The following is a 12,940-nucleotide window of genomic DNA, read 5'->3' as shown; positions in this document are numbered from 1 at the left end:
CACGAGCGCGACGCGGCCAGGCAGGCAACGAATTGCGGGACGCCGGGCAGGCATTGCCTGTCCGACGTCCTCCGGTCAGCAGACCGTGTTGTTGCAGGCCAGCAGGCAAAGCGACTTGGCAGGCTCTGGCAATGCCTGGCAGCCGATCCTGCAAATGTCGCAGGCGATGCCAGACGCATTCACGCCTGCCGAGCGGTCGAGCGACCGGTTGTACCCGCGCGCCACCGGCCGGGCCTGGTTTGGAAACTTCATGGCTTCTCTCCTTGATCGACCGGCCCGGGACGCTCGGTCCGCAATGTGGGCGCCGTGTTGGCGCGCCACTGTGGTCGCATCGCTCCCGCGGCGGTGCGAACGAGTTCAGATGCAGTCCAGGCACGAACTCATGGCGAGCGCCCGAAACAGGCGATCCGAAGTCCTAGTCGCCGGCACTGGCGGAGGCCGGCAACACCTTCGCACCCGCGTGCGCTAAATCAGCATTGCCCGATATTCGGCACGCAGACGCCGGCGCAGCCACCGCCAAAGGGCAGGCATGCGCCAACGCAGCACCTGCCGGCCCCGCAGCAATCGGAAGCCGCGACATTCGACGATTCATCGCGTGTCTGGCTGTAGCCCCGCGCAACGGGTTTGGATTGTATCGGGAACTTCATCTCAGTCTCCTCTCGGTCGACCGGCCCGGGACGCCAGGTCTGATACATCGTCTCCAGCGAGACGGCTCATGGCATCGTCCCCGCGCCGATGCGCAACTGCATTAAACGCAGTCGATACATCCTGCGGCGCCGATGCCGGCGAGACACTGAACGCAGGCCGTTCCGAGACTGCCAACGCAAACCGCGCCGCATGCGACCAGCGCTGTCCCGCACGCTATCTTTTTGAAAATGTCGCAGCCGGAGGGGATTATACAGTTCGAGGTGGGGTGTGCGGAGATCCCGCGCATGACGGGCCGCGGTTGGAGGGGAAGTCGCATTTCGGTTCTCCTTGTTGATGAAAAACTGTTCGGGTCGCCTTTAGTGTGAACACAGCTCCGCGCAGACTCTGCCGCAGACGCTTGGCGGCATGCCGGCCTGCCGACACGCCTGGAGACAGGCGTCGCATAGCGGCCCGGACGCCGATTGGAGCGGCGCCCGCCATTGCGCGGTGGTCACGCCGCGCATGACCGGCGCCATCTGGGGCGGCAGGCTTAGACGAATGGCGGACGCCGCTACCGCGGCGGCGGGCCGCCGCCGACCCTGCCGGCGCGGTTTCCTGGCCTTCGCAGCCTTGGCCGCCATCACACCCTCCGGTGCCAACTGCGGACCGTGCCGACCGTCACGGGAACAACGTCGCTGACGTCGACCGTGAAGCGGTAGATTCGGTTTGACACCCTGGTGTCTACCGGTTGGAAAAATGAAATCTCGACGTCGTAACACTCGGAGTCCGGCCGGCAGACGGGGCTCTTCTTCACTGCGATCCGATCGAGGTCGAGTTTGTCCTTGCTCGTCGCTTCTATGACGTTGGCGACCTGTACCGCGTTCGTAGCGGAATAGTTGAGGGCACGTTCCTCACCTGTCAGGCCGAGATTGCGCAGGTCGTAGTAGACGCGGTCGAGATAGTTGGTAAGGCCCGCCGAGAAGCGGTCGAACACGTCCTGCGCGTCGGCACCTTCGGGCCTTGCGGCCAGGAACTGCTTTACCAGTGGTTCGGTCGCCCAGCTATAGATGCCGCGAATGGCGGGCACGATGATCGGCACGACCTGGCCGGACTGCAGCCGCGTCGATCCGCCTATGACCCCCGGCACCGAGATCAGATCGGCGCGGTCAGGTGCGTTCGACTGTTGCGCGGCCAGCGCCTCGCGGAGCTTCTTGTAGCCGACATCGGCATAGGCGCCGACCGGCTGGACCGCATAGATCGGCGTGGCGTCGAGATTGAGCGTCCAGATGACTGCCGTCGCATCTTCCGGATCAGTGTCGAGATGGGCCAGCCACTGGTCCGGCAGCGTCGGGTTGTTGGCCGTGCCATGCATAGTCTGCACCAGCGAGTCGTGGCGCGCCTCGGAGCCGAAATCGTAGCCGAGCTGGCCGAGCGCGTAGACGAGCTGCGGCTTCTTCGCTTCGCCGCCACCGCAACTGCACCCGCCCTTGTGATCGTCGCCGCCGCCATTCTTGCCCTTTCCGCCACAGCCGCAGCCGCAGTCTGACGGGGTGATCTGTCCGGCTCCAACCGGCGGTTCCGTCTGCACGGTAACCGCTGCGTTATCCTCGCCGGAGGGGCGTATCCCTTCGTGCGACGCTCTGCTGGAGAGCACCGCATAGGAGGCGGTTCCCGCCGGGGCCGCCGGAGCCGGTATCGTTTCGGAATGCGTCCAGGACGACGCATCGCGCAGGTTCGGCATGTCGATGTCTTCGGTCATGGTATCTCCCCCTGTGATGGCTTTGATCGTGTCTGCGATGTTCAAACGGCCGGCGAGCATTTTGCGGCAGTCGTCGGATGTGCCGGGAACGCAGGGCAGCGCATGTTTCAAGAGCGCCGCCCTGATGGCATGCGGATCGGGCGGGCGGCCCCGCGCCAGTTGCAGGCCCGCCAGAACGCCGGCCAGTCCGGACACGAACGGCGTGGCGAAGCTCGTCCCGCTGCGGCGCACAGTGCCGCCGCCTGGCGCGGCACCGAGCACGTCCATTCCCGGTGCCAGAATGCCCTTGTCCCGGTAGGCCAGGCCCCAGTTACTGGATTCGAGCGGCATGCCCTCGGCGTCCATCGCGCCTACCGCCAGCACCGAGGGTGCTGCGGCCGGCACATGCAGGCATGCGCAGCCGTCGTTTCCGGCAGCGGCGACGATCAGCACATTGCGCCGCGCGCAGGTCTCGATGGCACTCGCCAGCAACAGGTCCGGCTCTCCTGACGGCGTCAGTTGGCCACCGCTGATGTTGATAATGTGAGCGCCATGCTCCAGCGAGAGCATGATCGCTCGGGCCAGATCGAGTTGCGAGCAGCCGAGCCCGCCGCTGTCCCGGGCGGAGAAGATCGGGACGATCAACCCGCTGCATCGCGGTGCGATGCCCGCAACCGGACTGGCCGGCTGGCCGAAGATGATGCTCGCGACGTGGGTACCGTGCGCAAGCGCGGCGCCATCGCCGGCATTGCCCGCCTGGGTCTCGACGACGCTGAGCAGCGCGCCCGCGAAACAGGGATGGTCAAGATCCACCGGCCCATCGAGGACCGCGATCCGGATGCGCTCGTCGCCTCCGCCCCGCTGCGCGGCGTCGTGACGACCGATTCCTCCGGACCCCCCCATTTCTTCACCCCCGGACACACCGAGACGCTGCAACCTGCGATCGCATAATTTGTCTTCCTGGAGACAAAGTCAATCTGAAATTGCATGAGAGGCGCTGATAATTGAAGATTATATTTTCGGCGGGTCAATTATCGAGCAAGTATCGGAAGATAACCGACCGGTTTCCGGTCCTGTGCGGATGCATTCGGCCGAACCGGCGTAGAATTCCTCCAAGTCGATCCACGTGGTTGAGGATTGCACCCTGGTTGCGGTCACGTCGGCCGGCGCCATCGCCTCGTCGGCGTTCCGAAATACGCCCTGGCGTTCTCGCCAGCCGTCACTGCCGTCCCGCCGCCGCCGCGGGTGGCGAGCGCGGCCGGCAAGACTTTCAATCCATATGCGCTGCCGGAGCCGCCGCGGCCCCGGCGACGGTAGCCTTCGGCTTGCGCAGCAGCAGCGCCAGCGGGATGGCGCAGAGCGTCACCATCATCATCAGCTTGAAGTCGTCGACGTAGGAGATCAGCATCGCCTGTGCGTTGACCAGCAGATCGACCTGCATCAGGGCGGTCGGGTCGCCGTTCGCCGCCGCCGGCGACAGCGTCCGGAGCATGGGGTTGAATGGCGTGATCGCCGCCGACAGTTCGCTGTGGTTGACCTGCACATTGTGGGTCAGCAGCACGGTGACAACCGATATGCCGATGGCCGAGCCGAGGTTGCGCACCAGGCTGAACAGCGCAGCCGCGTCGGTGCGGAAGCGCGGCTCCAGCGTGGCGAAGGCGACAGTGGACAGCGGCACGAACACCAGGCCGAGCCCGAGGCCCTGGATCACGCCCGAGAAGATGATCAGGTTGTCGTCCATCTGCGGCGAGAAGCCGGTCATGTCGTAAAGCGACCACGACGTCAGCAGCAGTCCGGTAACGACCAGGATGCGGGCGTCGACCAGGCGCACAAGCCGTCCGACCAGCAGCATCGAAATCATCGTGCCGACGCCGCGCGGCGCCATCACCAGACCGGTAAGGATGGTCGAGTGGTTGAACAGGTTGGATAGCATCGGCGGCAGCAGCGCCAGGCTGGCCAGCAGGATGATGCCGACGATGAAGATGAACACCAGCCCGGTGACGAAGTTTCGGTCCTTGAAAATCGCTGGGTCGATGAACGTGTCCTTGCCGGTCGCCAGATGCACGATGAACACCCAGAACCCGGTGATCGCCAACCCCAGCTCGATCCATATCTCGGGCGAGGAGAACCAGTCGACCTCGCCGCCGCGGTCGAGCATCAGTTGCAGCGCGCCGACGCCCAGCGACAGCATGGCGAAGCCGAAGAAGTCGAAGCCGCGCAGCCGCCGCGCGATGCGCGGCAGATAGGCGGCGCAGCCGAGGAAGGCGAAGATGCCGACCGGCAGATTGATGAAGAACACCCAGCGCCAGCTCATCGTGTCGGTCAGCCAGCCGCCGAGGGTAGGGCCGATGATCGGGCCGACCATGATGCCGGCGCCCCAGACGGCCATCGCCTGGCCGTGGCGTTCCTTGGGGTTGATGTCGAGCAGAAAAGTCTGCGACAGCGGCACGATCGCCGCGCCGAACACGCCCTGCAGCAGCCGGAACAGCACCATGCTCTCCAGGCTCCAGGCGACGCCGCACATCGTCGACATCATCGTGAATCCGACGATGGTGGTCAGGAACAGTTCACGCCGGCCGAACCGGTCGGCGAGCCAACCGGTTACCGGCGTCATGATGGCGGCGGCGACGATGTAGGAGGTCAGCACCCAATTGATCGTGTCGCGCGAGGCGTCGAGGTCGCCCGTCATATTCGGCAGCGCGACGTTGGCAATCGTGGTGTCCAGCACCTGCATGATCGTCGCCAGCATGATCGAGATGGTGATCAGGCCGCGATGCGGGACTTCCTGGAAGGGTGCGTGAGACATGACAGGACGCTCCCCCGGGGGAGCCTCATTCGAATTTTGTGCGGCGGTTACTCCGCCGCGCTGGCCGTTCCGAACAGGCCGGCCACGCTGCCCGTCAGGCCGGCGAAATTGGGCAGACCGCGGCTCACGCCGGTGTCGACGGTGACGTCGGCGCTCATGCCGGTGCGCAGCGCCAGATCGGTCGTGGGATCGACCTTCAGCCGCACCGGGATGCGTTGGGTGACCTTCACCCAGTTGCCGGTGGCATTCTGCGCCGGCAGCAGCGAGAACTCCGCGCCGGTGCCGGCGCCGATAGCCTCCACCGTCGCCTTGATCGGCCTGCCGGGATAGGTGTCGAGCTCGATCTCGGCGGTCTGGCCGGGCTTCATGTTGGTGAGCTGGGTCTCCTTGAAATTCGCCTCGACCCAGGCTTCATCGGTCTCGACCAGGCTGAACAGCGGCGTGTTCTCGCTGACAAGCTCGCCGAGCTTGAACGACGCGGCCTGCGAGATCACGCCGTCGGCCGGCGCGCGCACCGTGGTCTGCGCGAGGTCATAGGCGGCCTTGTCACGTGCCGCCTGCGCGGCCATCACGCTCGGATGGCTGCTGGTCTCGATATCGGCCTTGCCGCCGAGCGCGGCCAGCGCGCCGGTCACCGCCTCTTGCGCCGCCTGTTCCTGGTCCTGTGCCTTGGCGATGTTGCGCTGCGCCTCGTCGAGCAGGGCGCGCGAGCTGATGCCCTTCGACGAAAGGTCTTTCTGCCGGTCGTATTCGGCCTGCATGAAGGTGACGTCGTTCGCCGCCATGTGCTGCTGCGCGACCGCCTGGCTGTAATTGGCGCGCAACTGCTCGACCGCGATGCGCGCGGCCGCAAGCGCGGCGTCCGCCTGCTCCAGTGCAATCTTCGAGGGCTGCGGGTCGACGACGAACAGCACGTCGCCGGCCTTGACCATACCGTTGTCGACGACATTGGTCTCGACGACGCGGCCCGCGACCTGCGCGGCGATGGTGACCACCGCCTGCTGCAGATTGGCGTTGTCGGTCTCCTGGTAGCGGCCGCCGGTCACCCAGACATAGCCACCGCCGGCCGCAAGCAGCAGCGGCAGCGCCAGCATCAGCACCAGCCGCGGGCTGCGGCGCTTCTTGGGCTGCGGGGCGGCAACCGGGCTGAGGGACGCCGGGAGGGCGGGCATCGCCTGTCCCGGCGCGAGTTCAACCTTCCGGGCGTCGCCGTCCGCTTTCGCCATCGCGTTCATGTCGATTATCCGTATTTCCGATTGTCCGTGGTCGTCGCGGCTGCGGCGGCGGTGTCGCCGTCGGCAAGATTGACGGTGATCGCTTCCAGCGCGCGGATCAGGTCGCGGCGCTCTTGCGGCGACACGCCGGCCAGCGCTTCCTCATAGACATCGCCGGCCATGCCCTTGACGACATGGTAGGCTTCGAGCGCCTTGGCGGTCGGGAAGATGGTGCGCACCCGCCGGTCATTGGCGTCGGCGCGGCGCTCGATCCAGCCGCTTTCCTCCATGCGGTCCAGCAGGCGCGACACGCTGATCGGCTCGATTTCGAGCAGCTCGGCCAGACGCGCCTGGGTGATGCCTTCTTCCTTGACGACGCGCACCAGCAACCGCCAGTGTGCGGCGGAGACGCCGACGCTGCCGGCACGCTCCTCGAAACGCTTGCGCAGAACACGCGCCGCGTCGTGGATCAGGAAGCCGAGCCTGTCGATGCCGTAATTCATGAGCGCTATATATTATAAGCATGCTCATGAAACAAGAAGCGCGACCGTTGCCGGCAAAGATTTTTCGCACTGCACCATAATTCATCGACGACTGGGCCACGGCGGCGGATCGAGATTTTGCCGATTTCCGGGAAAGTCGTTCCCGCATTCCGCGCCTTATCGGTTTTGCGCGCGTGGTTATTGTCGGCGCCAACGAGACAGGCAGGGACTTGGCCGATGATCACCGCTGACAAGGCGCGCGACGCCGTCGAGCAATACCGCGAGGAGGGTTTCGCCATCGTCCGTGGCTTCGTCGACGGCGACGAACTGGAGCAGTTGAAGCAGGAGACGCAGGCTGTCTACGAGGAAGGATTGAAGCATCATGCCACCTACCGGCACGGCAACCTCAACTTCCAGATCCTGCCGGAAGCCGACTTCGGCAAGCGTTATGTGTTGCAGGCCTACTGGTTCTCGTGGATCAATGCCTATTTCGAGCGTTTCCGCCGTGACGGGCGCTACCTGACGCTGCTCGAAGGGCTGATCGGCCGCGACATCAAGCAGATCGCCCAGCAATTGCACTGGAAGCCGCCGGGAGCCAATCTTACCGGCTACCGTTTCCACCAGGACCTGCGCTTCCGCAAGCAGAGCGCATTCGACAACATCGCCGAGGCGACCGTCACAACCGGGTTGGCCGTCGACCGGGCGACGAAGGAGAACGGCTGCCTGCAAGTCGTGCCCGGCAGCCACAAGCTCGGCTATCTCGGCCTGTCGGACGAAGGCACCGGCGAGTTGATGAAAGGTCTAACCGCCGAGGACGAGTTGAAGTCCGTCGGCATTGATCCCGGCACGATCGTCAGCCTCGAACTGGAACCCGGCGACCTCGCAATGTGGGGCCTGCTCACCGTCCACGGCTCGGCGCCGAACAGGTCCGAGCACGACCGCGCCTTCGCCCTGTCAAGCTACGTGCGCGCCGACACTACCCAGCGCGGCGAATGGGCTTTTCGCGATGGCGTCTCGACGCCGCTCGGGGACACGCCGAAACTCTGCAAATACGAAAAGCTCTATGAGGAGCCTGGCCCGCTCTACGACACGCGGCAGTGGTGGAAGTAGTGCCGGCCAGTCTGCCTCAATTCGCAAATCGTGACGGTGGGTGCTGTTCGGCGCCCACCGGTTTTAGGTGTTTGTACTGCGCCGAAATTAGCCAGCATTTCCGTTGTTGTACTGCCAGCGCCAACCTCGGTGACCGAAGCGCGCCGCTGACGACCCCCTCCCCCTTGTGGGGAGGGATACAGGGTGGGGGTATCGCAACACACCATCCGTCGAATTTTGCCGTAACGGGAAACCGTGCCGGCATAGCCGGCGTGGTTTCGACCCCCACCCTGTATCCCTCCCCACAAGGGGGAGGGGGTCGTCAGCGGCGTAGTCTCCCTTTCAACCCAAGTCCCCTACACCAGATCCGGCGACAGCTCGCGCGTCAGAAATTCCACGAAAGCCCGCACCTTGGCCGCCACATACGTCCGGTGCGGATAGATGGCGTAGATCGGGCTGGAGCCCGGGCGGAACTCGTCGAGCAGCACGTCCAGCTCGCCCGCCGCGATCGCCTTGTCGACCAGCAGGCTGGGCAGATTGCCGATGCCGAAGCCGGCCAGCGTCATCTGGTAAGCGGCCTCGACGCTGTTGGTCGACACGCGCCCGCCCACGGCGGCGTTGAACGGCCCATCCGGTCCGACGAACGGCCAGGTGCCGATGCGCCTGGCGAAATTGCTGAGCACGCAGGAATGCGCGGCAAGCTCGTGCGGATGGCTTGGCCGCCTATGCCTGTCGAGATACGCCGGCGTTGCGCAGACATAGTTGCGCACCTGCCCGAGCTGGCGGGCGATCAGCGCCGAATCCGTCTGCGCCTCGAAGCGGATCGCCACGTCGTAACCCTCCTCGACGATGCCGACGACGTAGCGCGAGGTCAGGTTGAATTCGATCGAGGCCTGCGGGTTCTCCTCCAGGAATTTCGGCAGCAGCCTTGTGATGCGCGTGTGGGCGAGTACGTTGGAACAGGAGATGCGCAGCAGTCCGCGCGTGGCGCTGTGCAGGCCGCGCGTCGAATCCTGCAATTCGGCGATTTCGTTGAGCAGGATGCGCGTGCGCTCGCTGTATTCGCGGCCGGCCTCGGTGAGACCCAGGCGGCGCGTCGTGCGGTTGATCAGCCTGACGCCGAGATCGTCCTCCAGTTCCTTGATCAGCCGGCTAACCGCCGTGGTCGACATGTTGAGGTCGCGCGCCGCCGCCGACAGGCTGCCCAGCGCGCAGGTGCGGTCGAACACCTTCATCGCCACCAGAAGATTCATCGCTGCTCCTCACCAAGGATCACGTCGGCCGCCCTGCCAGCCGCGCCCGCCTGCATCAAGCCTGTCCTCGAACCTTAAAACAATGGGAGAAAAAGACATGAAATCCAGGGACCTGCATCCAGCCATCACTGGCTACGCCAGAGCTGCGCGCGACGGAAAACTCGACCGCCGCGAATTCCTGGCGCTGGCCAGCATTTTTGGCGCAAGCGCTGCAGCCGCCTATGGCATGATCGGCATGCCGCGCCCGGCGGCAGCGCAGGATGCCGGCACGCCGAGGAAGGGTGGCGTGCTGAAGGTCAGCATGCAGGTCATGGCCATCGACGACCCGCGAAAGTTCAGCGTCTCGCAGATGGGCAATGTCGCAATGCAGTTCATCGAGCCGCTGGTGCGCTGGAATTCCGATTTCACCTTCAAGCCGATGCTGCTGGAAGGCTGGGAGATCAGCGAGGACGCCAAGCAATATGTGTTGAAGGTCCGCCCGGGCGTAAAATGGTCGAATGGCGATGCCTTCACCGCCGAGGACGTCGCCTTCAACATCACGCGCTGGTGCGACAAGGACGCCGCCGGCAATTCCATGGCCGGGCGCATGGGCGCGCTGATCGACCCTGATACCAAGAAAGCGGCCGAAGACGCCATCACCATCAAGGACGACCACACTGTGGTGCTGACCCTGTCGCGCCCGGACATCACCATCGTGCCGGCCATGACCGACTATCCGGCCCTCATCGTGCATCGCGGCTTCGACGCCGCCAGCAAGACGCTGGCCGAGCAGCCAATCGGTACCGGCCCGTTCGAGCTCACCGCCTTCGATGTCGGCGTCAAGGCCTCGGTGCGCCGCCGGCCGGAAGGCTCGTGGTGGGGCGGCGATGTGTTTTTGGACGGCATCGACTGGACCGACTACGGCACCGATTCCGCCGCCACGGTCAACGCCTTCGAATCCGGCGAGATCGACCTCAACGGCCAGACCCAGACGGCGGATGTCGGCATCCTCGACGGTTTCGGCCTGAAGAAGTCGGAGATCGTCACCGCCACCACCATCGTCGCGCGCTGCAACGTCGCCAACAAGCCTTATGACGACAAGCGCGTGCGCAACGCCATCCAGCTCGCCGTCGACAACGAGGTGGTGCTGAAGCTCGGCGCCGACGGCATGGGCATGCCGGCCGAGAACCACCATGTCGGGCCGATGCATCCCGACTATGCCGAGCTGCCGCCGATCCGCCGCGATCCCGAGAAGGCCAGGGCGCTGCTGGCGGAGGCCGGCCAGTCCGATTTCGAGTTCGAGCTGATCTCCGTCGACGCCGACTATCGAAAAGAATCGTCCGACGTGATCGCCCAGCAGATGCGCAACGCCGGCTTCAAGGTGAAGCGCACCATCTATCCGGAATCCACCTTCTGGAACGACTGGACGAAATATCCCTTCGCCACCACCAACTGGAACGCCCGCCCGCTCGGCATCCAGACGCTGGCGCTCGCCTACCAGACCGGCAGCGCCTGGAACGAGAGCGCCTTCTCCGACGCCGAGTTCGACGCCAAGCTGCGCGAGGCCAACGCGATTGCCGACGCCGACAAGCGCCGCGTGCTGATGAAGGATCTCGAGCGCATCCTGCAGGATTCCGGCGTCATCGTGCAGCCCTTCTGGCGAAAGCTTTTCTGCCACATGAAGCCGACGGTCATGGGCTACCAGATGCACCAGGCCTACGAGCAGCATTTTGCAGAAACCTGGCTGGCGGAGCAGGCCTGAGCCGCGCAACACTCTGAACTGCCACGCGGGTAAGCTGACCGCGACGCGGCCGGTGTACGAGATATCCCGAGCTTCCGCCCCGCACGCGGGGCGGAAGTGCCGGCGGGGTCTTGAGGGGCGGCGTCACCGCCGGGCCGTGCCGGCAGGCATTCAACCGTCATGGGGCGGCGACGGTTGAATGCCCATTCCATGCAGCACCCACCTGGGGCACGTCGCGCAATCGCCGCCGCATCGCGACACTGCCTCGGCCGCTCGGCTGCCATCATCGGGCAGGCGGCCATACGCCCTCCGGACGCCGTGTTCGACGCCTGCGTCCGCAATTTCCGGATTCGAAAAGTCCATAACGCGCTCCCGTGCTGTGCGGTCGGCAGCCTAACGGGACCATGCTCCACGATAAGCCACATGCTTGGGGAACGACTTTCCCGTTTTGCGGGACAGTGCTGCCGGCGCCATTGCCGACGTCGACCGCCAGCCGCACTGCCTGCCTGGCTCGGAGCTACGCATGTCCAAGGGCACCAAGGCCGGCCGGCGTCATTGTCGGGTTGACGGAGTATCGGTGGAGTGCGAAGCCGTCGCTTCAGACCGCGCTGCCTGGACCCCTCAATGGTTTCGTGATGACCGCGTCCGCTCCGTTCCCGTTTTCAATAGCCGGCGGTGTAACAATTCCGTGTGCGCCGCGAAGTGCAGAGAGAGCGCTGTGACGGCAGCCGAGGAAGCCGAACTGGCAAATCTGTTCCGTGCGGCGCTGGCGGGCGACGAGAAGGCCTATGCCGCCTTCTTGTCGCGCGTCGCAGCCTTGGTGCGCGGTTTCGCGCGCCGCAGGATCGACCATGGCGTAGAGCCCGAGGATATCGTGCAGGAGACCTTGCTGGCTATCCACACCAAACGCCACACTTGGCGCGACGACGCGCCGGTGCGGCCGTGGATATTCGCCATCGCCAAATACAAGATCATCGACGCTTTCCGCCGCCGCGGCCGGCATATCGAGGTCGACATTGCCGATTTCGCCGAGACGCTGGCCGAGCCGGAACGCGAAAGCGCCAGCCCGCGCGAGGTGGAGCGTGCCTTGGACAGGCTGCCGCCCGGCCAGCGGCAGGTGGTATCCTCCATCTCGGTCGAGGGCCGATCAATCGCCGAAACGGCGCGGGCATTCGGCATGAACGAGACGGCGGTTCGCGTCGCGCTGCATCGCGGACTGGCGGCGATCGCCAAGGGACGGAATTGATGGATACGGAGAGCCTCATCAGGGGACTGGCGAGGGACACGTCGCCTTCCGCGCCGCGCTTTTCCCTTGTATTAGCGGGCGCCCTGGCCGCCTCCGCCATTGCCGGTGGTGTGGTGTTCTTCGCCATGCTCGGCCCGAGACCCGATATCGCGCTGGCGGTGCAGGCGCCGCGTTTCTTGTTCAAGTTCGTACTGACCCTTGCGCTGACGTTGACGGCCGCACTGGCCTTCGCCGCGCTGTCGCGCCCCGGTGCGCCGGTCGCACGGGCGGCGCGCCTGCTCGCCGTCGCGCCGTTGCTGTTGCTGGCCGCCGTCGCCGTCGAACTCTTCATGCTGCCTCCCGGCCAGTGGGAGGCGCGGTGGATCGGCACCAATTCGATGCTGTGCCTGACCTTCATTCCGCTGATCGGGATCGCCCCCTTGGCCATCCTTCTATGGGCGATGCGCCTCGGCGCGCCGACCAAACCGCGTGCCGCAGGCGCTTTGGCCGGCCTGCTTGCCGGCGGCATCGCGGCGAGTTTCTACGCCGCACACTGCGCCGACGATTCGCCGCTCTTCGTCGCCACCTGGTACACGCTGGCCATCGCCTTGCTGGCGGCAATCGGGGCGGGGGCGGGCGGGCGGCTGCTCAGGTGGTAGGTACTCGGCAAGGGTAGCGGAAAGACACGAAACGCCAAAGTGCGGTCGTATCATACCGGCGGCTGCTTTGCGTGCGTCACCTGGAAACTCGAAAACCGTCAACGCGAGGTCGATGTTCGAAAAGGAA

The 12,940-nt window shown here is 65.3% G+C and carries 11 protein-coding genes; 5 read left to right on the top strand and 6 right to left on the bottom strand.

What is annotated here, in order from left to right:
• Positions 1–75 precede the first annotated feature (75 nt).
• Together ACH196_RS18945 and ACH196_RS18940 are read right to left on the bottom strand one after the other, a co-directional pair.
• Positions 76–252, bottom strand: coding sequence for a hypothetical protein (locus ACH196_RS18945; protein WP_396648479.1), 177 nt, complete (start codon positions 250–252; stop codon positions 76–78).
• Between the two features lie 1,015 nt (positions 253–1,267).
• Complete coding sequence (locus ACH196_RS18940; RefSeq protein WP_396648478.1) at positions 1,268–3,178, bottom strand: PatA/PatG family cyanobactin maturation protease; 1,911 nt, start codon at positions 3,176–3,178, stop codon at positions 1,268–1,270.
• Between ACH196_RS18940 and ACH196_RS18935 the strand changes: the two genes are divergently transcribed.
• On the top strand, positions 3,164–3,316 hold the full coding sequence (locus tag ACH196_RS18935; protein ID WP_396648477.1) for a hypothetical protein: 153 nt from the start codon (positions 3,164–3,166) through the stop codon (positions 3,314–3,316). The genes ACH196_RS18940 and ACH196_RS18935 overlap by 15 nt on opposite strands.
• Positions 3,317–3,635: 319 nt before the next feature.
• On the opposite strand, the gene ACH196_RS18930 is transcribed toward ACH196_RS18935, so the two are convergent.
• From ACH196_RS18930 to ACH196_RS18920, 3 genes are read right to left on the bottom strand one after another with little or no spacing between them, the layout of a single operon-like run.
• Positions 3,636–5,171 carry a DHA2 family efflux MFS transporter permease subunit gene (locus tag ACH196_RS18930; protein WP_396648476.1) on the bottom strand — a complete coding sequence of 512 codons (1,536 nt, stop codon included), beginning with the start codon at positions 5,169–5,171 and terminating at the stop codon, positions 3,636–3,638.
• Between the two features lie 47 nt (positions 5,172–5,218).
• The gene (locus ACH196_RS18925) at positions 5,219–6,406 is read right to left on the bottom strand and encodes an HlyD family secretion protein (RefSeq protein ID WP_396648475.1); all 1,188 of its coding nucleotides are present in this window, start codon (positions 6,404–6,406) and stop codon (positions 5,219–5,221) included.
• A gap of 5 nt (positions 6,407–6,411) precedes the next feature.
• Positions 6,412–6,888, bottom strand: coding sequence for a MarR family winged helix-turn-helix transcriptional regulator (locus ACH196_RS18920; protein ID WP_396648474.1), 477 nt, complete (start codon positions 6,886–6,888; stop codon positions 6,412–6,414).
• 216 nt (positions 6,889–7,104) lie between these two features.
• Here ACH196_RS18920 and ACH196_RS18915 point away from each other — a divergent pair, with 216 nt between their 5' ends.
• Positions 7,105–7,977 (top strand): phytanoyl-CoA dioxygenase family protein, encoded by an 873-nt coding sequence (locus ACH196_RS18915; protein ID WP_396648473.1) that lies wholly within the window; start codon positions 7,105–7,107, stop codon positions 7,975–7,977.
• A gap of 335 nt (positions 7,978–8,312) precedes the next feature.
• Here ACH196_RS18915 and ACH196_RS18910 read toward each other — a convergent pair whose 3' ends face one another.
• Positions 8,313–9,209 (bottom strand): LysR family transcriptional regulator, encoded by an 897-nt coding sequence (locus ACH196_RS18910; protein WP_396648472.1) that lies wholly within the window; start codon positions 9,207–9,209, stop codon positions 8,313–8,315.
• 97 nt (positions 9,210–9,306) lie between these two features.
• Between ACH196_RS18910 and ACH196_RS18905 the strand changes: the two genes are divergently transcribed.
• The 3 genes from ACH196_RS18905 (at position 9,307) to ACH196_RS18895 (ending at position 12,813) form a co-directional block, all read left to right on the top strand.
• Entirely contained in the window at positions 9,307–10,950 is a 1,644-nt protein-coding gene (locus ACH196_RS18905) for an ABC transporter substrate-binding protein (protein ID WP_396648471.1), read from the top strand.
• 697 nt (positions 10,951–11,647) lie between these two features.
• Positions 11,648–12,175: a sigma-70 family RNA polymerase sigma factor gene (locus tag ACH196_RS18900; protein WP_396648470.1), complete on the top strand. Its 528-nt coding sequence runs from the start codon at positions 11,648–11,650 to the stop codon at positions 12,173–12,175.
• Positions 12,175–12,813 (top strand): NrsF family protein, encoded by a 639-nt coding sequence (locus tag ACH196_RS18895; RefSeq protein ID WP_396648469.1) that lies wholly within the window; start codon positions 12,175–12,177, stop codon positions 12,811–12,813. Before ACH196_RS18900 ends, ACH196_RS18895 begins: the two co-directional genes overlap by 1 nt.
• Positions 12,814–12,940: the final 127 nt, after the last annotated feature.

It is taken from the genome of Mesorhizobium sp. IMUNJ 23232, assembly GCF_044326205.1.
Taxonomy (GTDB): Bacteria; Pseudomonadota; Alphaproteobacteria; order Rhizobiales; family Rhizobiaceae; genus Kumtagia.
Note: the sequence above shows the minus strand (reverse complement) of the source record. Positions and strands in the feature narration are given on the sequence as shown.

Bases quoted from the DNA above. Each gene is read 5' to 3' on its own strand.
- ACH196_RS18945 (WP_396648479.1), bottom strand. From the start codon at position 252: ATGAAGTTTCCAAACCAGGCCCGGCCGGTGGCGCGCGGGTACAACCGG.
- ACH196_RS18935 (WP_396648477.1), top strand. From the start codon at position 3,164: ATGGTCAAGATCCACCGGCCCATCGAGGACCGCGATCCGGATGCGCTC.
- ACH196_RS18930 (WP_396648476.1), bottom strand. From the start codon at position 5,171: ATGTCTCACGCACCCTTCCAGGAAGTCCCGCATCGCGGCCTGATCACC.
- ACH196_RS18925 (WP_396648475.1), bottom strand. From the start codon at position 6,406: ATGAACGCGATGGCGAAAGCGGACGGCGACGCCCGGAAGGTTGAACTC.
- ACH196_RS18920 (WP_396648474.1), bottom strand. From the start codon at position 6,888: ATGAATTACGGCATCGACAGGCTCGGCTTCCTGATCCACGACGCGGCG.
- ACH196_RS18915 (WP_396648473.1), top strand. From the start codon at position 7,105: ATGATCACCGCTGACAAGGCGCGCGACGCCGTCGAGCAATACCGCGAG.
- ACH196_RS18910 (WP_396648472.1), bottom strand. From the start codon at position 9,209: ATGAATCTTCTGGTGGCGATGAAGGTGTTCGACCGCACCTGCGCGCTG.
- ACH196_RS18905 (WP_396648471.1), top strand. From the start codon at position 9,307: ATGAAATCCAGGGACCTGCATCCAGCCATCACTGGCTACGCCAGAGCT.
- ACH196_RS18895 (WP_396648469.1), top strand. From the start codon at position 12,175: ATGGATACGGAGAGCCTCATCAGGGGACTGGCGAGGGACACGTCGCCT.